General features: G+C 50.5%; 23 protein-coding genes, 1 tRNA gene and 2 pseudogenes. 12 read left to right on the top strand and 14 right to left on the bottom strand.

Going from position 1 to position 26,778, the window contains the following annotated elements; translation table 11 throughout:
- The first annotated feature begins 54 nt into the window (after window positions 1-54).
- Together JOD24_RS07030 and JOD24_RS07025 are read left to right on the top strand one after the other, a co-directional pair.
- Window positions 55-1,164 (top strand): DegT/DnrJ/EryC1/StrS family aminotransferase, encoded by a 1,110-nt coding sequence (locus JOD24_RS07030; protein ID WP_380165665.1) that lies wholly within the window; start codon window positions 55-57, stop codon window positions 1,162-1,164.
- Window positions 1,161-1,889: an N-acetyltransferase gene (locus JOD24_RS07025; RefSeq protein WP_429246620.1), complete on the top strand. Its 729-nt coding sequence runs from the start codon at window positions 1,161-1,163 to the stop codon at window positions 1,887-1,889. The genes JOD24_RS07030 and JOD24_RS07025 overlap by 4 nt, the downstream gene beginning before the upstream one ends.
- Before the next feature lie 161 nt (window positions 1,890-2,050).
- On the opposite strand, the gene JOD24_RS07020 is transcribed toward JOD24_RS07025, so the two are convergent.
- The 10 genes and pseudogenes from JOD24_RS07020 to manA all read right to left on the bottom strand — a co-directional run.
- Window positions 2,051-2,956 carry an NAD-dependent epimerase/dehydratase family protein gene (locus JOD24_RS07020; RefSeq protein ID WP_429246619.1) on the bottom strand — a complete coding sequence of 302 codons (906 nt, stop codon included), beginning with the start codon at window positions 2,954-2,956 and terminating at the stop codon, window positions 2,051-2,053.
- Entirely contained in the window at window positions 2,957-3,178 is a 222-nt protein-coding gene (locus tag JOD24_RS07015; RefSeq protein WP_380165671.1) for a hypothetical protein, read from the bottom strand.
- A 1-nt stretch (window position 3,179) separates the two neighbouring features.
- A complete protein-coding gene (locus JOD24_RS07010) occupies window positions 3,180-3,473 on the bottom strand; it encodes a DUF2642 domain-containing protein (RefSeq protein WP_429246618.1) in 294 nt (97 codons plus the stop codon).
- Between the two features lie 169 nt (window positions 3,474-3,642).
- Window positions 3,643-4,155 carry a hypothetical protein gene (locus JOD24_RS07005; protein WP_429246617.1) on the bottom strand — a complete coding sequence of 171 codons (513 nt, stop codon included), beginning with the start codon at window positions 4,153-4,155 and terminating at the stop codon, window positions 3,643-3,645.
- A gap of 506 nt (window positions 4,156-4,661) precedes the next feature.
- Window positions 4,662-5,537, bottom strand: coding sequence for a YitT family protein (locus JOD24_RS07000; RefSeq protein ID WP_380165677.1), 876 nt, complete (start codon window positions 5,535-5,537; stop codon window positions 4,662-4,664).
- A gap of 284 nt (window positions 5,538-5,821) precedes the next feature.
- Window positions 5,822-6,070, bottom strand: coding sequence for a hypothetical protein (locus JOD24_RS06995; protein ID WP_380165679.1), 249 nt, complete (start codon window positions 6,068-6,070; stop codon window positions 5,822-5,824).
- Between the two features lie 23 nt (window positions 6,071-6,093).
- Window positions 6,094-6,372 (bottom strand): hypothetical protein, encoded by a 279-nt coding sequence (locus JOD24_RS16085; RefSeq protein ID WP_488168469.1) that lies wholly within the window; start codon window positions 6,370-6,372, stop codon window positions 6,094-6,096.
- Window positions 6,373-6,477: 105 nt separating this feature from the next.
- Window positions 6,478-6,888, bottom strand: a complete 411-nt coding sequence (locus tag JOD24_RS06985; protein ID WP_429246615.1) for a hypothetical protein — start codon at window positions 6,886-6,888, stop codon at window positions 6,478-6,480.
- Window positions 6,889-7,689: 801 nt separating this feature from the next.
- Window positions 7,690-8,562 (bottom strand): annotated as a pseudogene (locus tag JOD24_RS06980) (ROK family protein); the annotation flags it as partial.
- Window positions 8,563-8,607: 45 nt separating this feature from the next.
- Window positions 8,608-9,561, bottom strand: a pseudogene (gene manA, locus JOD24_RS06975) (mannose-6-phosphate isomerase, class I); the annotation flags it as partial.
- Window positions 9,562-9,714: 153 nt separating this feature from the next.
- Between manA and JOD24_RS06970 the strand changes: the two are divergent.
- Window positions 9,715-11,115, top strand: a complete 1,401-nt coding sequence (locus tag JOD24_RS06970) for a glycoside hydrolase family 1 protein (RefSeq protein WP_429246614.1) — start codon at window positions 9,715-9,717, stop codon at window positions 11,113-11,115.
- Window positions 11,116-11,201: 86 nt separating this feature from the next.
- On the opposite strand, the gene JOD24_RS06965 is transcribed toward JOD24_RS06970, so the two are convergent.
- Entirely contained in the window at window positions 11,202-11,744 is a 543-nt protein-coding gene (locus JOD24_RS06965) for an undecaprenyl-diphosphatase (protein ID WP_380165700.1), read from the bottom strand.
- 385 nt (window positions 11,745-12,129) lie between these two features.
- Here JOD24_RS06965 and JOD24_RS06960 point away from each other — a divergent pair, with 385 nt between their 5' ends.
- Together JOD24_RS06960 and JOD24_RS06955 are read left to right on the top strand one after the other, a co-directional pair.
- Window positions 12,130-13,458, top strand: coding sequence for a helix-turn-helix domain-containing protein (locus tag JOD24_RS06960; protein WP_429246613.1), 1,329 nt, complete (start codon window positions 12,130-12,132; stop codon window positions 13,456-13,458).
- The gene (locus tag JOD24_RS06955; RefSeq protein WP_380165704.1) at window positions 13,445-13,591 is read left to right on the top strand and encodes a hypothetical protein; all 147 of its coding nucleotides are present in this window, start codon (window positions 13,445-13,447) and stop codon (window positions 13,589-13,591) included. The genes JOD24_RS06960 and JOD24_RS06955 overlap by 14 nt, the downstream gene beginning before the upstream one ends.
- Window positions 13,592-13,803: 212 nt before the next feature.
- Here JOD24_RS06955 and JOD24_RS06950 read toward each other — a convergent pair whose 3' ends face one another.
- Entirely contained in the window at window positions 13,804-14,031 is a 228-nt protein-coding gene (locus JOD24_RS06950) for a hypothetical protein (RefSeq protein WP_429246612.1), read from the bottom strand.
- A 376-nt stretch (window positions 14,032-14,407) separates the two neighbouring features.
- A complete protein-coding gene (locus tag JOD24_RS06945) occupies window positions 14,408-16,921 on the bottom strand; it encodes an NEW3 domain-containing protein (protein ID WP_429246611.1) in 2,514 nt (837 codons plus the stop codon).
- 230 nt (window positions 16,922-17,151) lie between these two features.
- Here JOD24_RS06945 and JOD24_RS06940 point away from each other — a divergent pair, with 230 nt between their 5' ends.
- The 7 genes from JOD24_RS06940 to JOD24_RS06910 all read left to right on the top strand — a co-directional run bounded on the left by JOD24_RS06940 (window position 17,152) and on the right by JOD24_RS06910 (window position 24,942).
- Complete coding sequence (locus JOD24_RS06940; RefSeq protein WP_429246610.1) at window positions 17,152-18,222, top strand: extracellular solute-binding protein; 1,071 nt, start codon at window positions 17,152-17,154, stop codon at window positions 18,220-18,222.
- Between the two features lie 24 nt (window positions 18,223-18,246).
- Window positions 18,247-19,341 carry an ABC transporter ATP-binding protein gene (locus tag JOD24_RS06935; protein WP_429246609.1) on the top strand — a complete coding sequence of 365 codons (1,095 nt, stop codon included), beginning with the start codon at window positions 18,247-18,249 and terminating at the stop codon, window positions 19,339-19,341.
- Between the two features lie 31 nt (window positions 19,342-19,372).
- Window positions 19,373-21,040, top strand: coding sequence for an ABC transporter permease (locus JOD24_RS06930; protein WP_429246636.1), 1,668 nt, complete (start codon window positions 19,373-19,375; stop codon window positions 21,038-21,040).
- Between the two features lie 18 nt (window positions 21,041-21,058).
- The gene (gene argH, locus JOD24_RS06925; RefSeq protein WP_429246608.1) at window positions 21,059-22,570 is read left to right on the top strand and encodes an argininosuccinate lyase; all 1,512 of its coding nucleotides are present in this window, start codon (window positions 21,059-21,061) and stop codon (window positions 22,568-22,570) included.
- 120 nt (window positions 22,571-22,690) lie between these two features.
- Window positions 22,691-23,542: a DUF6612 family protein gene (locus tag JOD24_RS06920; RefSeq protein ID WP_429246607.1), complete on the top strand. Its 852-nt coding sequence runs from the start codon at window positions 22,691-22,693 to the stop codon at window positions 23,540-23,542.
- A gap of 322 nt (window positions 23,543-23,864) precedes the next feature.
- A complete protein-coding gene (locus JOD24_RS06915) occupies window positions 23,865-24,767 on the top strand; it encodes an LCP family glycopolymer transferase (protein WP_380165718.1) in 903 nt (300 codons plus the stop codon).
- Between the two features lie 99 nt (window positions 24,768-24,866).
- A tRNA-Ala gene (locus tag JOD24_RS06910) sits at window positions 24,867-24,942 on the top strand.
- Between the two features lie 438 nt (window positions 24,943-25,380).
- On the opposite strand, the gene JOD24_RS06905 is transcribed toward JOD24_RS06910, so the two are convergent.
- Window positions 25,381-26,736, bottom strand: a complete 1,356-nt coding sequence (locus tag JOD24_RS06905; protein ID WP_380165720.1) for an alkaline phosphatase — start codon at window positions 26,734-26,736, stop codon at window positions 25,381-25,383.
- Window positions 26,737-26,778: the final 42 nt, after the last annotated feature.

Raw genomic sequence — 26,778 nt, 5'->3', positions numbered from 1 at the left:
TCGGTCTTAAATGAATTGGATGGATCATAGAATGAACGGTGAGGAGGGGGAGCGATGATCCCATTAATCGATATCCAACGTCAGCATCAATCGCTGCGAGAGGAGCTGGAGAAGGAGATCAGAGATGTATTGGAGCGCGGGCAATTTATTTTGGGAAAAGCGAGTGAAGCCTTGGAAAAAGAGGTGGCTACCCTTTGTGGCACCCAATATGGGATCGGAGTAAACAGCGGAACCGATGCTTTATTCCTGGCGTTGACCGCCTGGGGTGTGGGTGAAGGCGATGAAGTGATTACGAGTCCATACACTTTTTTCGCCACCATCGAAGCGATCGTGCAAACGGGTGCTCGGCCGGTTCTAGTCGATATTGAGCCCCGGAACTATCAGCTGGATCCTGACCAGGTGGAACAAGCGATTACATCACAAACCCAAGCGATCCTTCCCGTTCACCTGTTTGGCCATCCTGCAGATATGAAAGCATTGTCCTCCATTGCCCAACGCCATCGACTGGCGGTGGTAGAGGACGCCTGTCAGGCGATCGGTGCCCAACTCGATGGGCAACCGGTGGGTTCCTGGGGAGATATCGGCTGCTTCTCTTTCTATCCCACAAAAAATTTGGGTGGGGTTGGAGATGGCGGCATGATCACCACCTCCAACCCCACGTTGTATGAAAAAATCCAACGCTTGCGCACCCATGGAACTGAGCGTAAATATCATCATTCTTGTTTCGGTTATAACAGCAGGCTGGATGAAATTCAGGCGGCGATCCTGAGGGTGAAGGTGAAACATTTGCTGAAATGGAATCAGCGACGGCGAGTTTTAGCCAGTCGTTATCGGGATGCGTTTCACTCATTGCCGGTTCGACTTCCCTCCACCTCTACGAGGGTGTTGCCAGCCTATCACTTGTATATTGTGCAGACGATGCACAGCGCCTCATTGAAAAAATGGTTGAACGCCCATGGTATTGGCTGTGAAATCTATTATCCGATGCCGTTGCATCACCAAAGAGCATGGCAAGACCGTTTTCCAGTCCCGGATCTGCCTCAGGCGGAAGCGGCGGCGGGAACGACATTAGCTTTGCCGATTTATCCGGAATTGACGAATGAGGAGCAAGAGATAGTGATCGAGAAAGTGGTTCAGTTTTTTGAGGAGGGGAACGCTCTTTGAAATCCTTTGTTCATCCTCAAGCGCAACTGGGTCAAAACGTTCACCTCGGCTACTCCTCCTATATTGGCCCCCAGGTGAAGATCGGCGATGATGTGGAAATCGGTTCCCATGTGATCATTCATGAGCAGGCGGTGATTGGAGAACAGGTAAAGATCGGGGATCACAGTATTGTGGGAAAACAACCGATGAAAGAAGAGGTTTCCGATCCGGTCATCCTCGGCAAAAAGGTGCAGATTGGGAGCAACAACATCTTATATCGTGGAGCCACTGTCGGTGACCATAGTTTGATTGCAGATCTGGTGACCCTCCGGGAACATGTGATCATCGGAAAGCAAGTGATAGTTGGCAGAGGAGTCACACTGGAGAATCAGATCCAGGTGGGAGATCGATCCAGCTTGCAGACCAACGTCTATCTGACTGCCTTTTCCCGCCTGGAGGAAGATGTGTTTGTAGCGCCATGTGTGGTGACCTCCAATGACCCCTTTGCGGCCCGCTCGCCTCATCCAGTCACGCTGAAGGGAATCCATGTAAAGCGTGGAGGCAGAATCGGAGCGGGAGCGGTCTTGCTTCCTGGGATCACGATTGAGGAAGAAGGATTTGTGGCGGCAGGAAGTGTCGTTACCAAAGATGTTCCTGGCAAAACCATTGTAAAGGGCGTTCCCGCCAAGCCTTTCCGACCGGTTCCCGAAGAACAATGGCTCTCCAATCTTCGACGGGGAACTTAGAAGCGTGGTGAAAAAGTTGTTTTCAGGAGGGTGGGGTGTTGTTAGTTCGTCTGAACCTTGGGCGCAACCCAACTCCTGCCGTCTACATCTGCAGTCAATCACAACGCTTTTAGGCATGTGTGGGGAGAAACCCCATACAAGCACACCTTGCAATCTCGAATCTAGTCAGGGTCTTCAAAGTACTCTTGAATTCCTTTTTGCAGGCTTTTCATAGTTCTGCCCTTGAAGAGACGGTCCGTCTTTTCAGTGTTCCATGTGATCAGGTGGGTCTTTGGTTCACTGATCGCTTGCTTCTGTTTTCGAATGATGGGCACTGATCTGTTGAAAGATTGTTCTCCAACCCGATTCACCAAGTGGGCCAGCTCCCAAATACTTAAGGTGTCTTTTCCCCCGAGATTGTAAATCCCTCGAATAGATGGAGAGAGCCCCTGGTAGTAAGCCCATACCACATCATCTACATGGATGAAATTGCGTGTCTGTTGCCCAGATCCATTAATGGTGATCGGTTGGTTTTCTAGGAAGGATTTGCAAAAACTTTCGACTACAGTTTTCTTGGAAACCCATCCCTTCCCGTACACGTTGGATTGGCGGAAAATGACGACATCGAGATGAACCTGTTCCTTCAGCAGAAGCTCCTCCGCCCACTTTTTCAGCTGGCCATAGAAATTGCTGGGATTTAAGAGAGTCTGTTCGGTAATCTCTTTTTGCTGGGGATCATATACCGCAAAAGTGGAGGGAAAAATGATTTTTTTCACTCCAGCCCGGACGGCCTCTCGCACCAAATACTTCAGGGAGAGCAGATTGATCAGGATGGCATCTTTGGCATGGGTTTCACATTGGGAGATATCGCTGATCGCACCCAAATGAATGATCGTGTCGATCCCCTTCACCATTTTTTTTACGTCATCGGCTTGGGTGAGATCCAAAGGCTGAATCGTCACTCCGTTGATAGGGGGCGGGGGATAGACACGAAAGTTATCAATCGCCCGCATGGGGATCTCTTTTTTTGCTAGAAAATCAACCAACTTGGAGCCGATATATCCTGCTGCCCCGGTGATGAGAATCATTCAGACGAAAATCCTCACATAGCCGACATTTTGAATGAGAAATGTCACCAGATTGGGGCCTCCATATCCCGGTGGGGGAGCGGTTTGAACGGTAAATGCAGCCTTAGATACATTGACCAGTTGACCCTCGACAGGACTCTCTGTTTCAGAGACTGCCACTTGAACGGTACTGCCGATGAATTGGCGAAGACGAGCAGCCATCGTTTTTGGATATCCTGCCATCTCAACTTACACCTCCCTGAGCGTCCACATAGATGATGCTCTCAAAGGGGATCAAAATGATCTCCCCAGCCGACTGTAATTCGAGATAGTCGGCGCCGACGGCAGTGACCAGACCGGATACTTCTCCGCTGACGGTTTCAACGATCACATTCTGGTTTAGATAGCGTAGAAGCCGCCGCCGGATTGCTTCGTTTTCATCACAGTCACCTGGGAATCCCGGGTGTCCTCCTGGAAAAGCAGGACCGAAAATACTGTCCAAGATCCCTCCGACCCATTGAAAAATGTTATTAAGCAATCTTTTTTCCACCTCCTGTTATAGAGTATTTATCTAAGAGAAAAGTGGTAGGGCGAATATAACTTTTTTAAAAGAATAGGATAGATTGGATAAGAACCCAATCAAAAAAACCCCGACTTCCAAGGAAGTACGGGGGAAATTCTGCCCGGTCACTGATCGACGGGGGACTTCACAAAGGCAGGATCGCATAGGCGAGGCTAAAGAACATACCCAAGGCGGAAAGCACTAGAATGGGGATATGGATCGCAGTGGGTAGAAAACTGCCATGGATGATCATCCGGTAGTCTTCTGCCGGATCGGCTCCCTTGACTTCCAGCCGGTAGTGGGTGGCTCTGTCATCCTTCACAATAAACAGTTTGTGAGCTTGTTGTATGGCAGTCAGTGAACTGCGGGTTTCATTCCAGAAGACGGGGATCAATTTTTGGGGTTGGCGGCTGGATTGATTGAACAGATTCAACTCTTTGTATGGAGGAGTGAACATGATACCTCTTTTTTTTCTTCTTCTTTGCAAGGAAATATTGTACCAACCTTTATCCGGGATGGTAAATTCATAGATTCCATTCCTCAAGAGGATTTCAAGAATCGGGTGTTTAGCTTTTCTCATTCCCTTGATGATTTTGATAACAGCGAAGATCAGAATGAGAGCACAGATGAAAGAGACGATCAGCAACCCATTTGCCATCAGATCCGATCCCTCCTTTCTATTTTCGGAATTCTTCTTCTGGCAACTTCATTACTGATTCTATAAAGAGAAATGGTTTGGTTTCAAGCCATCACGAAAGAGGAGGGAAGAGAGCAAAGAAAGCCGGGAGGGCAGAAGCTCCCGGCTTTTCCTTATTTCAGTCCGAACTGTGCTTTTTGCACTAGTTTATCACTTTGAAACATCCCATTCATGTTGGAGCCATCAGGGTTCATCCAGGTGTGTACAGGGTGGTTTTTTCTTCCGCTGATCTCGTTTTGATGTTTTCTTCACCTTCAAAACCGATGATGTTGACGACTTCCTTTTTAAGCTACTTTAGAAGCGGTCCCGACAAATACTCTCATAAGAGTAGAAAAACAAATCCCCTTAAATCTTTTTGTTAATGACAGGACTGTTGATGAACCATAAAGTGGGTGGAGGAAACAAAATTAACCCTTTCGCTCTTCCCATTGCCCCATCGTAAAATATGGCTAAGCAACACGCCTGTGTTAATGAATATCATGCTTTTTGAAGTTACCGCCTTTCACTTCTGCCACATCATATACAGTAACAAAGGCAGATTTGTCAATTTCATAAATGATTTCCTTCATTTTGCTGTCCTCTAACCGGTTAATGACACACGTGATTTCTTTGAATTGTTCATTTGAATAGCCGCCTTCAACTAGGTTATATGTTGCACTACGACCTAAGCGGTCCCGAATGGTTTCCACCATTAATTCAGGTTGATCGGTGATAATTTTAAAGGTTTTAGACCCACTTAAACCTTCTTCCACGAGTTCGATCACCTTAGAAGCAATAAAATAAGCGATTCCTGATAAGAAAGCCCCTTGAAGACCAAAGACGGTTGACACAACTATAAACACAAACAAATTTAAGAATAAAATGAGATCACTTGTTCCAAAAGGCAATTTTCGAGCCAGTAATACGGCTAACATATCAATCCCATCTAATGCACCGCCATTTCGCAATGCTAACCCTATGCCAAAGCCAATAATAATACCTCCAATAACGGTTACTAACAATGTATCTCCTTGAATAATGGTCGGAATATGGTGCATAATACTTGTCCCATATGCGAGTGAAGCAATACCAATAACGGAATAGATCGCAAAACTTTTCCCAATCTGTTTATACCCTAAAAATATGAATGGAATATTTAGTGCCGCAATTAGAAGTCCTAGAGGTAATCCAATTAATTGGGAACCAACGATACTTAGACCTGTCACACCGCCATCTGATACGTTGTTTGGAATTAATATCGCCTCTAGTCCATATGCAGTTATAAATGCCCCGATAATAACTGCTAACGCTCGTAATACTTTTTTAGATCTACTAGTCCTTTTTTTCTCAGTGATTGTATTCATTTCATTTCCTCTTTCTGGACTTTTTTTCTTTGGCTTTACACTTTTTTATATAGCCATATTTTAACCATATTTTTAATTTCATTTCCACCCTAACATTCACGCAACTGAAAAATTGCCATGATGCTTCATCTGAAACCTCTCTTGTACTGCCGACAGGTAAGCAAAGGAGTTCCCCATACGAACGTAGGTAATATTCGACGTAACGGGGCCTCGGCGGTAAACTTTCGATTCAGCCGGTTCGGAAAGAAGATGGATGCTTTCCGCCAGGATTCCAAGCCCTCGCATCAGTATACGGACCCATTTTCGATGGACCACCATGCCTTTGCGTCGGAGACGTTGGTCTTTCGAATATACTCGTAATACGGGTGGAGACGATGGATTGCAAGGATATGCTCTTGAATCCAGGCATCTCTGGATCGGCGTTTTTCGGCGAGAGATCGGGTCTTCTTCCGCTTGTAGTAACCAGAACGGGAAACCTGGGCGATTTGCAGCAACTGTGCCAAGGAGTGATGATGGCGTAGTTCATCGATCATGGCAAAACGATTGCTTTTGGAAATCACTTCAGTCCGAACTGTGTTTTTGCACTAGTTTCATTTTGAAACATCGCATTCATGTTGGAGCCGTCGGGATTCATCCAGGTGTACATGATGTTTGGCTCCGCTGATCTCGTTTTAATGCTTTCTTCACCTTCAAAACCGATGGTGTTGGCGACTTCCTTGTAGCTCATGCCGTTCTTGATCTGATCGGATTCTGCTTTGGTACATTTTCTTCTGTTTTGGCCACTTGATCCGCTTGGGTGTCTGCACCACCCAATCCCGGACCCTTTAAGGCTCACTAAATCACAACTTTAGGGTGTGGAAATCAGTAGCAAAAAAATATCGCCTTCCCGGAGGCGATGAACTCTGTATGATAGAAGTGGTCGTTTCCCGGGAAGGCAGGGTTAGATCCCATGGGGAAACAGCATCAAAAAAATGATGATGAACATGGAGACGGTGGTGAGAACTCCGTGGAGGCGAACCTTTCGCGACCATGGTTTGAACTCGGGCGGCGTGGGGGAGTTGAGATATTTTCGGATATGATAGCCAAACATTCCTCCAAAACCGCCGATCGCTGTAAAGATCACCGCCACCCCAATCATCCAGTGGAAAGGATATTCTCCTCGGATGTACAGGTAACCGCCGGAAAAGAACTGGACGACGAGAACCCACTGGGTGATGAAGTTCGTCCAATACATTGCATGAAGTACCGACCTTTCTTGTAAAAAAACTCTCTGCAGAAAAAAGGGCAATAAAAGATAAAACCCCATTCCAACCGCCCCTACAACATGAAAAAACAACATCAGCTTGGCCAACAGCGCCTCCCCTTCCTCGATGGGTGGATCCGATCCTCATTTTATCACGTTCTGAAAAAGAAGCTGTGATTTCTGTCACAATGGGTTCGATTTGGAGTCGGGAGGGCCAATCGGAGATGGATTGCCCGCCCATTTGTTTAAATAGGGTCAGGGTTGTTGATGAACCATCACGGGCAGGGGGCTCAGACGTGGGGACCTATCTGAGTGATGGATGACTTTGAAGAATTGATTCAGATACCGGAGATGCAACCCAATTTCGAAACCGATATATAATTCGGAATTATTTTAGTAAAATATACATGGCAGTAGCTAAGGGCGGAGGCCACACAACCTCTCGACGGAGAGGGGGTGAGGCCATAGAGCTTCTCAGCCTGATCATTAAGAAGGGCCGATGTGGTGGTACAAGCATGGGCTGTGTATGTGGCCATATCGGGCACTTAAAAAGAAGTAACCCGCCCCTACAGCAAAGGTACGCGGGTTACTTCTCGCCGTACTGTGGCCTCTGGTCTGCGGCAGCTGCCCGGCGGCAGGGGTGTCACCCTGACGCCGTTACTATTTCTATCCACAGAATAGCACGGATATGCACTTTTCGTCCAGTTTGAGGTAGTTCTCCTTCCGGGGAATCCCGCGGGGATTGTTTAGAATCAGGCTTACGATATTGGGAGGCTTTTACTCCGGGAGCACCTCTTTTTCTATCTCGTGATGTTCCTTTTTACAAGCGATCGTAATGGTCTCAAATAGAAGATGGAAGGTCGTTTGGTTTCTATTCCAGATTTCTTTCCCAGTTGGATGGTAAGGGTTTTACCCTTGGCTGTCCAGGTGTGCCGCGCCGATCAATCCGGAGTTCCCTTCCAGGGCTGCTGGTTTGATTTCTACCTGGCCTCGCAGTTGGGGATAGAGGTAGGCTTGCACCTTTTGCAGCAAGTCCTCCCAGAACCACTCTTTGGACTGAAGCACACCGCCACCGATGATGAGAAGATCCGGGTCTACCACATGGATGATATTGGCGATCCCGATGGAAAGGCTTTGCAAAAATTCATCCACCACTCGTTTTGCAGAGGGGTTACCCTCTGCAGCAGAGCGGAAAAGGGCCGCGGTGCTATCCAAGTGGCTCAACTCCCTTTGAATCTCTCGATTCAGGGCGGTCCCGCTAGCCATTACTTCTAGAGCTCCCCGGTTCAGTAGTGGATGTTCGGGGCCGTGGGGATCGATTACCATGTTGCCGATTTCGGCGGCGCAACAGTGTGCCCCCTGGATGATCTTCCCCTCATAGACGAATCCGCCACCAATTCCCGTGCTGACAGTCATATAGAAGACACTCTGTTTGCCCTGGCCAGCACCGAACAGGGCCTCCCCGAGGGCCGCTGCGTTAGCATCGTTCTCGAGCTGAACTGGCAAGTTCAGGATGGATTGCAAACGATCTTTCAGAGGAATCGCTTCCCAGCCAGGAAGGTTGGGCGGGTGGAGGATCACTCCTTGACGGGCATCCAGCGGGCCGGGGGAGGCGATCCCGATGGACTCAAAGTCCCACTCACTCTGCAGGGATTGTAGTAGCTGGATCATATTTTGGATGATATAGTCGGGACCCAGGTGAGCAAAGGTGGGAGTGGTCAGCATCCTGCCGATAGATCCGTCAGACAGGATGGCTGCGACCCGGAGGTTGGTACCGCCGAGATCCACCGCTGCTTTGGCTTTTTTTCTCGTCTGACCCTCTGGAGGGGTGGCAGGTTCGGTGATAAAGAGTTCGCCGGATCCGGACAGCCTATAGCTTCCCAGGTCATGAGGGAGCAGGAAGCTGTCCCCTGGTTTCAGTGGATAGACTCCTCCGTCTGTAATCAGGTGGAGGGAACCCCGCAGCAGATTTCCCAGGGCATAGGTGCGGTGGGGTGGGATGTCCAAGTCTCCTTGTACTTGAATTCGATGCAAGGAAAATCGGCTGTTTTCTGTCAAGGTTTCCACCCGATTCTCTCCTTCTGCAAAGACCTTTTTTTCTTCTGTGGACCGGATATGGGGAACTTGAATCACATCCAGCCCTTTCTTCAGATGAAGCTCTCTCTTTTTTCCCTGGGAATCTGTCCGGTCATAATCGTATAAACGATAGGTGGCATCAGAACTTTGCTGTACTTCCAGCACCACAGTGCCCCGGCAGATCGCATGGACGGTTCCGCTGGGAATCAAGTAAAAATCTCCTGGCTGAATCGGAATGCGTTGCAATAGATCCGTCCATTGTCCAGCATCGATCATCGATGCCAACTCTTCTCGGGTAGCGGCAGTATGACCGAGGATCAGCTCTGCATCCTCTTCACAGTCTACAACATACCAGCATTCAGTTTTTCCATAAGCTTCTTGTTCATATTTGTTGGCATAGGAGTCGTCCGGATGGACTTGTACCGATAAATCATGCGTCGCATCCAGCAGTTTGATCAGGAGGGGGAATTTTTCCTCTGGAGGATGGCCGAACAACTCGGGGTGCTCCTGCCACAGTTGTTGTAATGTTTTCCCCTGAAAAACGCCTCTGTTAACTTGACTGACCCCATGGGGATGGGCGGAGATGAGCCAGCTCTCTCCCACATTTCCTTCTGGTAATTCATATCCGTAACCTTGCAGTTTTCTGCCACCCCAAATTCTCTCTTTAAATACGGGATGAAAAAAGATCGGTTCCATCTTCGCCATCTGTACGCACCTCTTTTATGAAGTAAGTGTTGATTTGAGTTTACTAAAAATCCGCATCCTACTGCATAAGGATTTGAAATCCTTTATATCAAGCAGGACATTTTCACCTGATTCAGAAGATTTCATCGTAACCAACCTAGGGAGGTTTGCGAAATGATGAATTCAGGAGGAGTCATCCATCGCTTTCCAAAAGACTTCTGGTGGGGAACTGCCACTTCAGCCACCCAGATCGAAGGAGCGGCAGATGTGGGCGGCAAAGGTCCGAACATATGGGATTATTGGTTTGAGCAGGAGCCCCATCGTTTTTTTAACCAAGTGGGTCCAGGAAACGCTTCCCGGTTCTATGAGCAATACGAAGAAGATATTGAACGGATGAAAGAGCTGGGGCACAATTCCTTTCGTTTTTCCCTCTCTTGGTCGCGATTGTTCCCTGAGGGACAGGGGGAAGTGAACGAGCAGGGGGTCGATTTTTACAATCGAGTGATCGACAAGCTGATCGCCTGTGACATTCAACCCTTTGTCAACCTTTATCATTTTGATATGCCCCTCGCTTTGCAACAGCGGGGCGGCTGGGAGAGCCGCGAGGGGGTCGAGGCTTATCGGATGTATGCGAAGGAATGCTTTGCCCGGTTCGGTGACCGTGTGAAATATTGGTTTACACATAATGAGCCGATCGTTCCTGTGGAGGGGGGATATTTGTACGACTTCCACTATCCTAATCTCATGGATTTCCAAAAGGCGGTTCAAGTCGCCTTCCACTCGATCCTGGCCAGCGCCCAAGCGATTCAAGCCTACCATGAAGGGGGATATGGAGGGAAGGTAGGGATCATTCTCAACTTGAGCCCCTCCTATCCCCGTAGCCAACATCCGGCAGATCTGCGCGCCGCCCGCTGGGCGGATCTCTTTTTCAACCGTTCCTTCTTGGATCCCTCCGTAAAGGGGGAATTCCCCGAGGAATTGGTGAACTTGCTGGCGGAGACTAATCATTTGCCAAAGGTGGAAGAGGGGGACTTGGAGACCATTCGCATGAATACTGTGGATCTGCTGGGGGTGAATTATTATCAACCCCGCCGAGTGAAGGCAAAGGAACATCTGCCGCACCCGGAAGCTCCCTTCATGCCGGATCGTTTTTTCGATCCCTATGAGATGCCAGGCAGGCGCATGAATCCCTACCGAGGTTGGGAGATCTATGAAAAGGGAATCTATGATTTGCTGTTGGATCTGAAGGAAAACTACGGAAATATCGAATGCTATATTTCCGAAAACGGAATGGGTGTGGAAGACGAGGAGCGTTTTCGGACAGAGGAAGGGATCCAGGATGATTATCGGATCGACTTCATCCGAGAACATCTGCGGTGGATCCATCGGGCGATGGAGAAAGGGGCTCATGTGAAAGGGTATCACCTGTGGACGTTCATGGATAATTGGTCCTGGACAAACGCTTATAAAAATCGATACGGTTTGGTTGCGGTGGACCTGGAAAATAACTGCAAACGAACCGTCAAAAAAAGCGGCCTCTGGTTTAAAGAAGTGATCGCTCAAAATGGGTTTTAAAGAAGCAAGGGCTCTCAGGTTCATCTCCTGTTTTTTCGCAATCGGAGTCCGGTATATAAAAAAGACCGCCCCATGGCGGTCTTTCTTCAGCTCTGCGTACTTTGGAAACGGTCTTTGTCTTGTCTTTTGTCAATGATTTTGGAGGCGGCCCAAGCCACGACGATCGCGGAGAGTACACCGATCAGGATGCCACCTAAAATATCCGTGGGATAATGGTGGCCGACCCAAATGCGTGAAAAGCCCATGATCAGAGCCAGGACAGCCATAGGAATTCCCATTCTGCGATCGTAGATCCAAAGTGCACAGGCGATGGTAAAGGCTGCCGTGGTGTGGTCACTGGGAAAGGAAGCATCAGCCGCATGATGGACCAACATATTGACATGATCGTGATCCACAAAAGGACGTGTGCGCTCATACAGTTGTCCAATCACCCAACTGATCCCAAATCCCAGGAACAAAGTTGCAAAGCCCATGAGCCCGGCAGGCCGGGTGGAGCGCAGAATCACCAACAATACGAGCACACCAGCAAATAGATAAGGGACATACTCGGTAAATGCAATCATGATGAAGTCCAACCATCCCACTTGTCCAGCCCATCCATTGATCGTTTTGAAAATTTGGTAGTCCATAAAACTCCTCCAGGATAATGATGATGGCGGAAATATCAACGGAAGCTTACATCCCTTGCAACCTTCCGATCGCCTCCCACAGAGGGGGTTATACAGGCACTACAGTGGAAAACGGGAGATGAGGATGCAAAGGTTCACTGCGATAGACATTGGATCTGAGGAGGGTTTGTATTACTCTCCTGATGGTATTATACAGAAATCATGCGAAATAGTATCGATTCAGCGGAAATTTCCGTGAAAAGCTCACACTCCGGGAAATCCTGCAAATACCTAGAAGTGTGACTTATAGAATAAAAGATGATTAAGTAAATTGCGAAACCAGATCTCCTACTGTATGATAAAAGAGAGAATAGAAAAAAGAGGATAATAAGGGTGGTGAGTGCATATGAACTCAATGGAATTGCATGAGATCGGAGAAATTATCAGAAAGGTTCGAAAGGAGAGGCGTCTGCGGCTGGAAGATTTAGCTGATGAGAATATCTCACCGGCGACGATCAGCAATATTGAGCGCGGCGTCCCCCATGTCAATCCCCAACGGGCGGTCTACCTTCTCGAAAAGCTGAATATCGAAATAAAAGATCTTCCGAATCTGATTCTGGAGGAGAAGGAAAAGTTCAAAGAAGATCAGTTCCATCTGAATTCAGCGGATTTGAAACGGGAGATGGGGGACGTAAAGGGGGCACTGGCGAAACTGGATTCCTTGAAGATCGGCGATGATCACCCCCTGGCGCCCACGCTATACCTTATGAAAGGCAAGTGTTATCGGGATCTTCGAAATTGGAAACGGAACGAACGCCACTTGTACAAAGGAATTCAATTAGCCAGCCAGCGTCCGGACTCCAGCAATACGGAAGCAGCCTGCTTTCTGGAGCTGGGTCTGTGTCAGTTCCTGCAGAATGATCTGGACGCAGCTCTAAAGTTTACGGAAAGCGGGATCGATGCCTTTCAACCGGAGGGAGAGCGGCTATACGTCTGGCATCAGCTGCATGCGAACAAAGGGATCTACCTGGAACGGCTGGGTCGGACCGCAGCGGCTATGAAAGTGGTGGAGGAGAATTGGAAAGATATCGATCGGATGGAGAAAGTGTACACCACGCTGACCTTCTACTGGTTGCGCTCAGAATTAAATTACCGCCTGGAGATGTATGATGAGGCGGCCCACTATGCTGTAGAGGGGTTGGAATTGGCCCGGATCAACCGAGAATTTCGGTCCATCTTTCCCCTCGACATCGTTCTGGGTAACGTCTATATGCAGCAAGGGGAACTTGAAAAAGCAGAAGAATGCTTTATGAACGCTCTGGGGTGTAAGGACAAGCTGGATGATCAAAAAAGTATTAGCAAAGTCTATATTCGATTAGGTATCCTATACAAACTCCAAAAACAGTACGATCAGGCGGTGCAAATCCTTGAGAAAGCCATTGGAATCGGAAAAAAGCAAAATGATGTGCCCCGTTTAACTTCTGCATATATCGCCATGGGAGAACTCTTACTCTCCTGTGAAAAACGACGGGAAGCGATCCAGTATTTCAGTGAAGCCCTCAACCTGGCGAAAAGGCACAATCTGAAGAAACGGGAGTACCGGGTACTCTATGGTCTCTCCCGTTCATGGGAGCCTCTTGACAAGCAGGAATTTCAGAAATATATGTATAATATGTATGAGGTACAGGGGAAATTAAGGGAGAAGGAAGGAGTGTTTTTCGATGAAGTGGATTAAAAAAGGGATGTTGGTATTTTCTGTGGGTATGATCCTTGCTATTGGTGCTTATTATGGAGCGGTTGAGAAGGTTTCTAATCATGATCTAATTACAGACAATAGACCCAACGGTGATGATCCGGCAGGTGTCTGAACTAGGGATATACAGAAGTTATTAAATAAGAGATAGGATGTCCTGTATAATCCAAGATGCCGGTGCAACCGGCATCTTTTTTTAGACCCGTTCACAGGTTATTTTCTTATGAAACGTCACAGCGACATGACGTTGACGAAGGGAGGAAGATTATCATATACGCAAACGAGCCCGCCAGCCCGGCGGGTCTCCTGCTTTTTCAGGATGGTGACTCACTCTGGGTTCAGATCCTGCTGCCTTTGGGCCAGTTTGAGACGGGTGAGTTCATCTTCCAGTCTGCCGATCCCTCGATTGAGAGCTAACGCTATCAGTTCAGGCAGAGTCCCTTTATTCAATGGGAAGGTATTCAACTGTCGGGCTTCCTTCAATAGGATGCGGAGTCTCTTCAACTCCTCATCGGGAATGATAATCTCCCCTTCATCAGGCACTTTCACTTTCATGATCTTTTTCTCCTTTCCAGACAGACCGTCACTTTCCATTATGAAGCGGATGGACCCCGATTTAAACCATGGGATGGGGACAGAAGAATCCCCGGTGCAAAGAATCTCTGCCGCAATCCCCCCTGATTGGGTTCTCCACTACAATAGGCGGCTCAAGTGGCTGAATCCCAGTGAAAAAAGAACAGCGCCCCAGGGCTCGCTGATCCGGCGGGCCCTGGGGCGCATTTGCGATTTCCTTTGTTGGAATCATTGTGAAGTTGGTTGTTGGCCGGATCGGTCGGGATGGGGTTTCACATGACCTTTTCGTCGCTTTACTGATCCAAAATCACTCCATGTGAAACCCAACCCTCCCTGTGAAGGACTTTTTCATACCCTTTCAGCGGTGGCGGGGATAGTGGATCAGGTTGACAAACATGCGGTAACCACCGGGGATCTGGTCCTGGATTTGACGGTACCAGACTAGACTACTGTAGATATAGGAGCCTTTTCCATAGTCGGCGACCAGCAATCCTCCCTGCAAGGGTTTTTCCCCAGGGTCGGCTACAGATAGAAGCGGGGTGTAGGCGGAATCCCAAGTGGAGGGGAAGTAAAGCCCGCGCTCCTGGACCCACCCTGCAAAATCGGCCTCGGTGATCCGATGGGGGGCTTGGAAAAGGGGATGGTCCGGCTGGAGAAAGGTGACGGGGGCGTTTTCATCCGTTATCCGCCATTCAATGGAGGGTTCTCCAGGTGTCAGGGGATAGGGTGCCAGTTGGGGATCCCAGTTGTCCCCAGGTTTGTGGTATTGCATCACCACATGCCCCCCCTTTTGGACGTATTCCAAGAGACGCTGATTCTGCTTCAGCAGGTCCGGGCGGGAGAGATAAGCCCGGATCCCGACGACGATGGTGTCGTAGCTGCTGAGATCCCCGATGGCCAGTTCCTGTTCTGTCAAGGGAGTGACATCCATCCCCGCCTGACGGAGGTGATCGGCCACCTGATCGAAGCCGCTCTCGATATAACCGACCTTTAATTTGGGATCGAACTTCAGCGGAAAAGCTTGGATGGGCAGACGGGCTTCAGTCAACAGGTAGCTGGTCCCGATATGATCATAGGTGATCGGTTGCACCTGGGTGTGAGAGCGTCTCCCCTCCACCTCCGCGGTAAATCCAAGGGTATAACGGCCAGGGGAGACCGACTTCGGCGGAATCAGGTGGAAGGTGGCTTCCTGCTGCTGATAGTTCCGGGTGAAGGAGAGGGAGCGAGAGCTAGGTTTTGCCTTCCAGCCTTTAGGCAGATTCGGACGAAGAGTACCTGTACTGTTTCCTGATCTGTGATTGGTGACAGAAACCCGGATTTTACGGCGTTCGCCTTCCTTCTCTGTATTGAGGATCGTGGTGGCGGGAGTGATCTTCAACCCCCAGTCGGGCAGGAGGGCGACGGTCTGCTTGCGAGGATCTACGGTAACGATTCGAGTTACCTTCGCTCCCTGTAGCCGGTAGTGGACCCGGACCTGAAGCGGAGAGGGTTGATAAGGTTGGAAGTAGGCGGCATCTGGAGGGGCCTTCACTTTCATGTGGAGGTTAGCCTGGGCGCCGGGAGCCAAAGCCTTCGGGACCGACTTCAAAGATGACTTCCATTTTTTTGGGGCCAAAGGTTGGACCTGTAACTGGCTCATCCGGGATGTGCTGCCGTTTTTTATGGCCAGGTGAACCCCGGTGGTGGCGCCTCGGGTCAGCAGAGGACGGTCCACGGTCAGCTGGAGTCGGATCTTCGAAGCTTCAGCCCCAGCTCGTAACAACTGCTCTTCCTTCACTTGTAACCGGTAGCGCAGGTCGATTTTTTCCTTCCTTGACAAAGAACTGTTGGTGACGGTAGCGGTCACCTGTCGCACTTGCTTCAGTGTCCTCTGTACCTGCCGGGTAACTGCCTGGCGATCGGGATAGGCTTTCTGGATTTGTTCCAGTTGCCGCTGCAACTTGACCAGTTTCCGTTTCATTCTCGGATCATCCAGTGTGGTACCCAGGTCGGCCAGGGTGACTGGAATACCTGCAAACAAGCTGGATTCTTGAGCCTTTTTCCCGGTGGAGGATTTCACCAGTTCCAGAGAAACCCAGTAATCCGCCTCGGGTAGATCGCGACCCATCCCCTGGCTTTTATGTAGCTTTCGCGATTCTTCTCCGAGTTGGGGATAGGTGAGGCCATAGACGGGATCTTGCTTTCCGATGTTGAAACGGAGGGTTTCCTGATCTGGGGTTCCCCGCAAATACAGTTTTTTGATCTGCCAGGGATGGAGCCCTTGTTTCCGATGCTGGGGAAATACCTTTGGGTTGGCTGCATCGGCAAAAGCTTTGAGACTGAGCTGGGAGATTGCTCGGTGATGTCCATGTTCACTGGGGACGTCGCGAAAGGAAGGTAGCAAAATATCCGGCCGCTGTTCCCGGATGCGCCGGATCAACCGTTCATAGACCACCTCTTCCCCCCACCGATCCAGGGTTTCTGCCGGAGACTTGGAAAAACCGAAATCATAGATAGGGTCATCTATCTGTTCACTGAGCAGAAACAGATCGGTGCCCAGCAGATGGGACGCTTCCTGCAGTTCACGGGAGCGAATGATGCCCAGCCCGTTGTCCAGCTCAGCACCGATCTCATTTTGTCCCCCTTCTCCCCGATTGGCCAACAGGCTGGAGGTGCGTACCCCCTGGCCGAGGGAGAGCCAAGCGAGCAACGCGCTGAATTCATCATCGGGATGAGCCCCGGTGTTCATAAAACTGACGACTTTGTCCAAAGGGCGGAGCACTTTCCAGAGTTCGGGATCCTGTTTTTTAGACGCCTGTACTGGAAGAGTGGGAACCAACAGACTGACTGCCAACAGCAGGGTGAGTAGCAAGGAAATTTTTTTTCGGTACATGCCGGACCGGACCTCCCGGATTAAATTTGGAGCAGGGTTGGAATCCGCTTCTTTCAGTATGCTTATCTCAGATTGTCCCTATATATGACATACCGAGAGGGGAACTGGCATATTTTCATATTTCAGTGGATAACCATGTAGTGGAATGGGCCTACCTCCGGGGGTCGCGTTTTTCCCTCTGGAAACCGATCGAGACGTGGGTTGAACCCTTGGGATCAGGAGGGGTGGGGTTGAAAGCAAAATGGAGATGGATCGGGGCGATGGTGCTGGCGATGGGGGTGACCACGGGTTGCATGGCCTCTACCTCCGACGGGGACAGTACTGACAAGGACGGTTTGGAGGAAAAGGTGGTCATCTATTCTCCCCACGGAAAAGATATCTTACAAGATTTTGAGAAGCAGTTTGAAAAGGAGCATCCCCAGGTAGATGTGGAATGGCTGGACATCGGTTCCCAGGAAATTCTCGACCGGATCCGTTCCGAGAAGGCCAATCCTCAGGCAGACCTTTGGTGGGGGGCTCCCTCGGTGATGTTTGAACAGGCTCGGGAGGAGGGGTTGCTTCAGCCTTATCAACCGGGCTATGCCGAATCTCTTCCCCAAGAGTTCCGAGCATCGGACTGGTCCTGGACGGGAACCAGCCAGACCCCGGAAGTGATTATGTACAACACCCGGGAGATCCCCAAGGGAGAAGTCCCTCAAGATTGGGATGATCTCCTGGATCCCAAATGGAAAGACCGAATCATCATCCGCTATCCCCTGGCCTCAGGAACCATGCGAACCCTCTACTCCGCCATGATCTACCGGGATTACAAAGAAACGAAAAGTCCGGAGTCAGGGTTTGAATGGTTGAAAAAGTTGGATGCCAATACCAAGGAATACTCCGCCAATCCGGAGATCATGTACAGCAAGGTGGCTCGGGGAGAGGGAGCGCTCACGATTTGGAATATGCCGGATACCGTCATGCTGAAAGAGACCAAGAATTATCCCTTTGACTTCGTGATTCCCGAGAGCGGCACTCCGGTCCTGACTGAGGGAATCGCCTTGGTCAAGGGAGGCCAGCACCCCCAAGCGGCGAAAGCTTTCTATGAGTTCGTCAACTCTAAATCAGCGATGAAGCACCTTGCGAAAACCTACTACCGCATCCCCACCCGAAAGGATATTCAGGATTTGCCTTCCTGGATCGAAAAAACCCGCATTCAATCGATGGATCTCGACTGGAAACTCCTGCGGGAAAAGGAGAACGAATGGATGGAACACTGGGATCAAAAGATTAAAAGCGGAGCCAAACAAAGAGAGGAATAGTTCCGATAGGGAGGGGGATTGCTGTTGAGTCAGGTGGAGCTCAAAGGGGTGTGCAAAAAATTTGGTTCCGTGGTAGGGGTGGAAGAGCTAGATCTCACCATCCGGGAGGGGGAATTTTTCACCCTTCTCGGTCCCAGCGGTTGCGGAAAAACGACCACCCTGCGGATGATCGCCGGTTTCTATGCTCCATCCCAGGGACGCATCCACTTGGATGGCAAGGATGTGACCGAGGTTCCCCCTCAAAAGCGGGGCACGGGGATGGTATTTCAAAATTACGCACTCTTTCCACATATGACTGTCTTTGAAAACGTAGCCTTTGGACTCCAGGTGCGCAAAATTCCCAAACCGGAACGGAAGGAGCGGGTGGAGCAGGCTCTGAACTTGGTTCGTTTGGGAGGGTTGGGTGACCGGCAGATCGCCCAGTTGAGTGGGGGTCAGCAGCAACGGGTCGCCCTCGCCCGGGCCCTGGTGATCCGACCTCGGATTCTGCTCTTGGATGAACCCCTGTCCAATCTGGACGCCCGCCTGCGGGATGAGATGCGCTCGGAGATTCTCTCCCTGCAACGTTCCCTGGGGATCACCACGATCTACGTGACCCACGATCAGGTGGAAGCCTTGTCCATGAGTGACCGGATCGCCGTTTTCCAGCAAGGGTCCTGTCGGCAGATAGGCACTCCGGAAGAGATCTACAATCGGCCGGAAGATGCTTTTGTCGCTTCCTTTATCGGGGAAACCAATCTGCTTCCTGCCACCGTGGAAGCGGTGAATGCAGAAGAGATCCAGGTGCGAAGCCTGGGACGCCGTTTTCGAGTGGAGCCCAGGGCGAAGGAGAAGGCGACTTTTGCTCCAGGGCATCAGGTCTGTCTCAGTATCCGTCCGGAAGGGGTAGAACTGGTAGCCGATCCGGGAGAAAACACCTTGTCTGCCACCCTGACACTGGTGCAGTTTATGGGATCTTCTTTTCATTGTACGGCTCAGGTGGAAGCTGAAGCTTTTCTCCGTGCCCTCTTCGTCAACCGCCCGGATTTCACCGCTGACCTCCAGGCAGGGGAGCCGGTGGTATTTCGGTTGCCGGCGGATTGCATTCAGCTGCTCCCCGGAGGTGGTGAGTGTGCTTGAGTGGATCCGGAGGCGACTCGGATCGGAGCGAATGCTCACATGGGCACTTTTGTTGCCGGTGCTGGCGGTTCTCTTGGCTTATGTGCTGTATCCCAGTTATCGGACCCTGGCGGAGAGTGTGTGGGTGGAAGGCGCGTTTACCCTAGAAAATTACCGGGCCTTCTTCAGTCCAGAAAGCTTGTCCAATCTGGAGGCCTTGTGGAACAGTGTCTATATCTCCCTGTTGAGTGTGCTGTTCAGCGCCCTGATCGGTGTTCCCTTGGCGCTGATTTTCAACCGGTACGACTTTCCTGGACGTCGTCTGTTCGCATCGGCGGCGATTTTGCCAATGGTGTTGCCGTCCCTGGTCGGGGTGATGGCCTTTATGTTTCTATATGGGGAGTCGGGTCTGGTGACCCGTTTCTTACAAGAACTCTTCGGTTTGCAAAAGCCGCCCTTTCAGCTGCGAGGGGTGGCAGGTATTCTGTTGGTTCACGCCTACACCATGTATGTTTATTTCTATATGACGGTCTCCTCTGCTATCCGGGGAATCCATCCCGCCCTGGAAGAAGCCGCAGCCAACCTGGGGGCCGGTCCTTGGAGAAGGTTTCGAAGTGTGATCTTGCCCTTGCTGACTCCGGCATTGGTAGCGGCCTCTCTCTTGGTCTTTATGACTTCCATGGCCTCCTTTTCTGCTCCTTTTCTGCTCGCTGGCGGGTTTCGCGTCCTCAGTCTGCAGATCTACTTTTCCAAGATCAATGGCAATCTGGATATGGCCGCTGCCCAGTCGGTGATCTTGTCTGTCATCTCCATCTCCTTTCTGCTGTTTATGCGTTGGTACCAAGGACGGCGGGATTATCGGATGTTGGAAAAAGGAGTGAGTCACCATCGGCGGGAGGTTCGCAATCCCTGGGTAAAATGGCCGCTAGTGATTGCAGGGGTGCTGGGGGTGATCCTGCTCCTTCTTCCCCATGTGACCCTGGTGATTCTCTCCCTGGTTCCAGAGGGTAGCTGGACCTGGCAGACCTATCCCACCCAGTTTAGTCTGGAAAACTATCGGTTATTGATGGAAGATCCCCGGATCTGGGAGCCTGTCCGCAACAGTCTATGGATGGCGACCTTGGCCACGGCAGGGAATTTACTGTTCGGTGTGTTAACTTCCTATGTACTGGCTAAACGGAAATTCAAGGGAAAAAACCTGCTGGATATTTTGGTGATGTTACCCTGGGCTTTGCCGGCTACCGTGGTGGCGATGAACCTGATCCTGGCCTTTAACGTACCCACTCCCTTCACTTGGGGTCGCATCCTGGTGGGTACCTTCTGGATTCTGCCCCTGGCCTACTTTGTACGGCACATCCCGCTGGTGGTTCGTTCCACCCATGCCGCTCTGGAGCAGTTGGATGACTCTCTGGAAGAGGCGGCTCGCAATTTAGGGGCCCGCTGGTTTACCGCCTTCCGCAGAGTGGTTTTGCCGGTAATCCTGCCGGGAATCTTGGCTGGGACTCTGCTCGCCTTTGTGACAGCAGTAGGGGAGTTTGTCTCATCGGTGATGCTCTATACCCTTGCGAACCGTCCCATCTCCATCGAAATCATGAATCAACTCCGGATGTTCAACCTGGGGCAGGCGTCGGCCTATGCAGTGTATCAAATACTCCTGATCGCAGGTGTCCTCTGGATTTCCCAGCGTTTTTTCGGAGTGAAGGCGGAGAATACGCTTTGACGCAAAGGAGGGGCCAAATTGGGAACCAGGGAAGAGATCCAGCAGCGAGATGGAACGGTCTTTCCCGGCAAGACTTATGTGGATTGCTTGTTGAAGCCGGTGTTTAACGATCAGAGGGACTATCTCTTCAAAGCTCAATTTCAGATTCACCGTGCCCATGTGCTGATGCTGTGTGACCAGGGGATTCTGTCTGCACAGGAGGCGGGGAAGATTCTCCGGGGTGTGGAAATCTTGGCGGGGTTGGATCCATCCCAGCTCCACTACGATCCTCGGTATGAGGACCTGTTTTTCATGGTGGAAGGTCTGCTGGGCGAAGAGATCGGGGAAGAAGCTGCGGGCAATATGCATATCGCCCGCAGCCGCAATGACATGGGAGTGGCTATGTATCGGCTGGTGTTGCGGGAACAACTGTTGGAAGTGATCTGGAGGGTGCAGAGGTTACGGGAAGCTCTGCTGGAGGTGGGGGGAGAACACCTGGAGACGGTGATGCCCGCCTACACCCATACCCAACCCGCCCAACCCACTACCTTGGGCCATTATTTGCTCGCAGTTCATGATGTGACGGAACGAGACACCCGCCGGTTGTGGTCCGCTTATCAGACGGTCAACCGCAGTCCCCTGGGAGCGGCAGCACTCACCACCACCGGATTCAAGATCAGCCGGGAGTCGGTGCAGGCGTTTCTGGGTTTTGAAGAGCTGGTGGAAAACTCCTATGATGCCATCGCTGGAGCGGATGATCTGTTGGAAACCGCGACGGCTCTGATCCTGCTCATGACGGATGCAGGGCGTTGGATCCAGGAGTTGCTCCAATTCTGTACCCAGGAATTTAACTTTCTGCAGGTGGCGGATCCCTATGTCCAAATCAGCAGCATCATGCCTCAGAAACGAAATCCGGTCTCCGTGGAGCATTCCCGCTCTCTCGCCAGCAGTGCTATTGCTGATGCCCAGGCGGTTTGCACAATGATTCACAATACCCCTTTTGGGGATATCGTCGATACAGAAGATGATTTGCAGCCCCATCTATATCGGGCTATCGACAAGAGCAATCGGGTGCTGAAGCTGATGACTGCTGTGATCAGCACCATGGAAGTGAATCAGGAAGAGATGAGACGTCGTGCCGGGGAAGGATGGATTACCGTCACTGAATTGGCCGACACTTGGGTTCGGGAAGGGGGACTCCCCTTCCGTAGGGCGCACCAGATCGCTTCCCAGGTGGCTCACCGTGCTTTCCGAGAACAGAGGCATCGGATCGAACCGGAGTGGTTACGGGAGGCAGTGGAAGAGAGGATCGGCAAGGAAATTCCCTTCCCAGAGGAGAAATGGGCGGAGATCTGTGACCCACGATATTTTATCGATGTCCGCCAGTGCCGAGGAGGCCCTCACCCTCGAGAAACTCGGCGAATGTTGAAGAATCGGCAAGAGCGGTTAGATGCCGACCGGCAGGAGTGGGAACGGCGGAGGGAGGTCCTTCGCGGAGCGGAGGATCACTTGCAAGCCCGTGTTCAGCAGCTGCTCTCTCAAAGTAGGTGAAATTCTGTACACCCGAACTTCCGGGTGTTGTTTTTTTGTATAAAAGTTCGATGGGGTGACGACGCGGAAACAATCCTTTGCTATATTCAAGAGAGAGCTCATCGAAAAGGGGCGGAGCATATGGCAAGAAGAGAGGCTTTCATCCTGGTGATCGCGCTGGTTGTGTCAGCTCTCACCGGATGTGGAAGCGAAAAAACCGAGGCGAAGGGAGAGAGGAATTCCGCTCAGAAGGCGGCGGCCATGCTAGATCAGGCCTACGCTCATCTGAATCAAGTTCAGGGCTTGGAATATATAACCGAAGGGAAGCAAAAAAACCGAACCCATCCTAAAAATAAGTCCTCACACAGTGAGATCCGTCAGAAAATGTGGACAGAGGCCGGATACGCACCGGACCGTTTCCACATCGTTTCCCTGGGGGAGGGGTCTCCATCTGAAGAGATCTACTTGAATCACCGAGCCATGTATCTCAAAGATCCCGAGGGGGACCGGTGGGAAAAGATCTCCGCCAAAGGGACAGAGGGAATGGCCTTGGATCTCATCCATCCCCATGATCCGAAACGACTGTTGAAACAGTTGAGATTACTAGGTGAAGATTGGGCCCTCACTCAACAGCAGGGAGATTATCTCTTGCAGATGGAGTGGACGGGAGAGAGCATCGCTTCCTATATCCGTCAAGTCTGGTGGGGTCATAAAGAACTGGCTGTGATGGATACCTCGCCGGGCCTCGTGAAATGGAAGGATCATCTCCAGGTCAAACGCATCCAACAGACGATCCGGCTGGACGCAGAGACCTTCCGACCGATTCGGCTGGAACGGAAGGTGGATGCCGAAGTGGTGATGGATGGCTTTCATTTGACAACGGAGCTGGATTTTAAAACCGAGGTACGAGAAAGGAAGAGGCCACTTCAAATTCCTGCTGAAGTGAAACAATCTGCTAAAGAAATAAAGCCTGAAATCAGGGCTGTTGATTAACCAGGAAATAGGTGGAGGAAATAAAATTGACCTTTCGCTCTTCCCATTGCCCCCATCGTAAAATATGGCTTGAGGGGACGGGGAGGGTGGGAGGGCTACGATCTCTTGCCACCATCCCGACCTGGTTTCCTACCTAAAATAGGGCCAATCAACACGCCTAAGAACACCCGAATCAACCGCTCTGATCTTTGGACCTGTCTGTTGAGGAGTGCGAAGTCCACCTTGCGAAACGAGCAGGGGGCTTCTCGATCAAAAAAGGGAGAATCTTCGTTGTTTCGGTATAATAAGATGATCGAATCCGAACTCAAAGGAGTCTTATGCCATGAAATGGTTCAAGATTTTTTGTGTGGTATTTCTGCTGGTTGTAGGAGGAGCGGGGGGATATGGTTGGTACCTCTATTCTTCCATGAAAGAGACAGCCTCTCAGATCTATGAACCGAAGGCACAGAAAAAATCGGAACTGCGTGAGAAAGAAGTCTCGGTTCACAGACAGGACCCCATCTCCATCCTGATCATGGGGGTGGATGAGCGGAAAGGGGACAAGGGACGCAGTGACACGATGGTGATTCTCACTGTGAATCCACGGACCGACAGCTCACTGATGTTCAACATCCCCCGAGACACCCGGACAGAGATCGCAGGCAGGGGGAGCCAGGACAAAATGAACCATGCTTTTGCTTTCGGTGGAGTGCCCATGGCCGTGGAGACGGTGGAAAGCTTTTTGAAGGTACCTATCGATTACTATATCAAAGTAAATATGAAGGGATTTGCTGATATTATTGATACCTTGGATGGAGTGGATGTGAATAATCCCTTCGCCTTTGATTACAAAGGGACTCCCTTCCCAGAGGGACAGATTCACCTGAATGGAGAAGAAGCACTGATGTATACCCGGATGCGTTATGAAGACCCGCGGGGGGACTTGGGCAGAAATGACCGTCAGCGCCAGGTGTTGAAAGCAGTGATTGCCAAGGCGGCCAAGCCGTCGATCTTGATGGACCTTTCTTCGCTCTTGGAAAATCTGGACAACCAAGTGAAAACAAATATCTCCCCTGAGGAACTGCAACAGATGGCTATCGATTATCGAAGTGCCACCCGACAGATGGAGACTCTAGAGGTAAAGGGAACGGGTACCAAAATCAATGGGACTTATTACTACCAAGTATCCGAGGCGGAGCGGGAGCGAATCGGACAAAAAATGCGCGACACCTTGGATTTGAAATGATTTGATGTGGATGAAAGGGCGAACCGCCCTTTTTTTTATGGAGCCCTTGACAAATGGATGAACAAGCTATATGATTAATTTTGTTGCCAAATTAATTTTGGGGCATTAGCTCAGCTGGGAGAGCGCTACACTGGCAGTGTAGAGGTCAGCGGTTCGAGCCCGCTATGCTCCACCATCATCCATCCTTCTCTCAAACTTTGAGGGAAGGATGTTTTTTTTGAGGGAAAAAAGGGATTTTCTCTAAATAGAAGAATCATGGAGAGAGCAAGGGCTGGGAGGCGACTCACCGATCCTTAAGTCGATGGATTAAGTTCTCAAAAAGGGGGGATCTTCCTGATCACAAGAGAGCCATTGGAAAAAATCGAGCGTGGATTTATGGGGTCTGTCTGCTCTTAGCTGCTGGACTGGGTTTATTCCTTCCAACCATCCCACCATCCCCGTCCCTCAGGCAATATTTTACGATGGGGGCAATGGGAAGAGCGAAAGGGTCGTTTTGTTCCCATCATCCACTATATGGTTCATCAACACGCCTGAAAATCGAACATTTGCTCACTTATTGCCGCTCGGCCCCCCACCCTTTAGATTGGGTGAGGGGCCGCTTGCATTCTTTCATTTACCGTTTCCAGATGTCAAAGATGCGATGGGCGATGTCCGTGTTGTCGATGCGGCCGGCTAACCGCTCTTTTCCTTTGCCGAAGGCGAATACTTCCACATCATCCCCAGTATGTCCGGAGGTGGTCCATCCGGTGTTGGAACGGACATCGAAGATGTGGGAGATGGCCTTTTGTACAGTGGAGGCTTTTCCGGAATCACTCGCCTCACGGACGCTCTGTAGTTCTTTATTTGTCAAATCGAAGCCGATGTAGCGATTCAAGGTTTTTTCCACGTCCGCGCCGTTGACGATCTGATTCGCCATAAACTCTGGTGTGCGTCGGGCTTGTTTGATAGGTTCAGTATTCCACACATACTTCCCGTCACTGCCGATGGAGAGACCCCCAGTGGAATGGTCTGCCGTGGCGATGACCAATGTTTGCTTGTCTTTTTTGGCGAATTGGATTGCAGTCTGTAACGCTTGGGCAAAATCCTCCATTTCGCTCATGGTTCCGACCACATCGTTGTCATGCCCGGCCCAATCGATCTGGCTCCCTTCCACCATGAGGAAGAAGCCTTTTTTGTTTTTGCTGAGCCGCTGAAGTGCGGCTTGGGTCATCTCCTTCAATGCGGGAGTCTCATCGGTACGGTCGATTCTTTTCGGTAGCCCTACTTCTGCAAATAATCCCAAGAGCTTGTCGTTCTTGCTTTTCCAAAGTTCCGACTTCGTGGTCACATAGTCGTACCCATCCTGTTGAAACTGTTTGACCAGATTACGATCCTCCCGGATAAAATAATCGGTGCCGCCGCCGAGCATCACATCCACTTTGTGCTTTCCGCCGATGCGTTCATCATAATATTCGTCTGCGATTGCGTGGTAGTTTTGTCGCGATTCATTGTGAGCGGCAAAGGCAGCAGGAGTGGCATGGTTGATCTGTGAAGTGGCGACGAGGCCGGTGGACTTGCCCAAGGATTTAGCCCGCTCCAGCACAGTCTCCACAGGTTGTCCGTCGAGATCCACGGAGATGGCTGCATTGTATGTTTTTACTCCGGAAGCGATCGCTGTGGCCGCAGATGCGGAATCGGTGATGTTTTCGTCTGGATCCCAAGCATAGGTGGTTTGCATCCCGACAAAATGTTTGTCAAAGATCGTCTTTCTCACATATTTCGATCGCGGATCGTCCTGGTAGTAACGGTAAGCTGTCGTATAGACCGGCCCCATGCCGTCACCGATCAACAGGATCACATTTTTGGTACGGTGGTGGGCCCCTTTGGCAGGGCTTGTCCCTTTAGCATCAGCAAATGAAAAGCTGTTGATCAAACCCCCTGTGATCAAAAGCACCGCCGACAACGCGATAAGGAAACGCTTCCGTATCATTTTACAGCCTCCCTCAAAGTAATCCCCTTTATTATAGCAATT

The sequence above is a fragment of the Kroppenstedtia sanguinis genome, assembly GCF_050433445.1.
In the GTDB taxonomy this organism is placed as follows: Bacteria; Bacillota; Bacilli; order Thermoactinomycetales; family DSM-45169; genus Kroppenstedtia; species Kroppenstedtia sanguinis.
The sequence above is the reverse complement of the archived record's forward strand: the minus strand, read 5'-3'. Positions and strand labels throughout refer to the sequence as shown.

Excerpts from the sequence above, each read along its gene's own strand:
- JOD24_RS07030 (WP_380165665.1), top strand. The coding sequence starts at position 55 with ATGATCCCATTAATCGATATCCAACGTCAGCATCAATCGCTGCGAGAG.
- JOD24_RS07020 (WP_429246619.1), bottom strand. The coding sequence starts at position 2,956 with ATGATTCTCATCACCGGGGCAGCAGGATATATCGGCTCCAAGTTGGTT.
- JOD24_RS07015 (WP_380165671.1), bottom strand. The coding sequence starts at position 3,178 with ATGGCAGGATATCCAAAAACGATGGCTGCTCGTCTTCGCCAATTCATC.
- JOD24_RS07005 (WP_429246617.1), bottom strand. The coding sequence starts at position 4,155 with ATGGCAAATGGGTTGCTGATCGTCTCTTTCATCTGTGCTCTCATTCTG.
- JOD24_RS07000 (WP_380165677.1), bottom strand. The coding sequence starts at position 5,537 with ATGAATACAATCACTGAGAAAAAAAGGACTAGTAGATCTAAAAAAGTA.
- JOD24_RS06995 (WP_380165679.1), bottom strand. The coding sequence starts at position 6,070 with ATGATCGATGAACTACGCCATCATCACTCCTTGGCACAGTTGCTGCAA.
- JOD24_RS06970 (WP_429246614.1), top strand. The coding sequence starts at position 9,715 with ATGATGAATTCAGGAGGAGTCATCCATCGCTTTCCAAAAGACTTCTGG.
- JOD24_RS06965 (WP_380165700.1), bottom strand. The coding sequence starts at position 11,744 with ATGGACTACCAAATTTTCAAAACGATCAATGGATGGGCTGGACAAGTG.
- JOD24_RS06960 (WP_429246613.1), top strand. The coding sequence starts at position 12,130 with ATGAACTCAATGGAATTGCATGAGATCGGAGAAATTATCAGAAAGGTT.
- JOD24_RS06955 (WP_380165704.1), top strand. The coding sequence starts at position 13,445 with ATGAAGTGGATTAAAAAAGGGATGTTGGTATTTTCTGTGGGTATGATC.
- JOD24_RS06950 (WP_429246612.1), bottom strand. The coding sequence starts at position 14,031 with ATGAAAGTGAAAGTGCCTGATGAAGGGGAGATTATCATTCCCGATGAG.
- JOD24_RS06945 (WP_429246611.1), bottom strand. The coding sequence starts at position 16,921 with ATGTACCGAAAAAAAATTTCCTTGCTACTCACCCTGCTGTTGGCAGTC.
- JOD24_RS06930 (WP_429246636.1), top strand. The coding sequence starts at position 19,373 with ATGCTCACATGGGCACTTTTGTTGCCGGTGCTGGCGGTTCTCTTGGCT.
- JOD24_RS06920 (WP_429246607.1), top strand. The coding sequence starts at position 22,691 with ATGGCAAGAAGAGAGGCTTTCATCCTGGTGATCGCGCTGGTTGTGTCA.
- JOD24_RS06915 (WP_380165718.1), top strand. The coding sequence starts at position 23,865 with ATGAAATGGTTCAAGATTTTTTGTGTGGTATTTCTGCTGGTTGTAGGA.
- JOD24_RS06905 (WP_380165720.1), bottom strand. The coding sequence starts at position 26,736 with ATGATACGGAAGCGTTTCCTTATCGCGTTGTCGGCGGTGCTTTTGATC.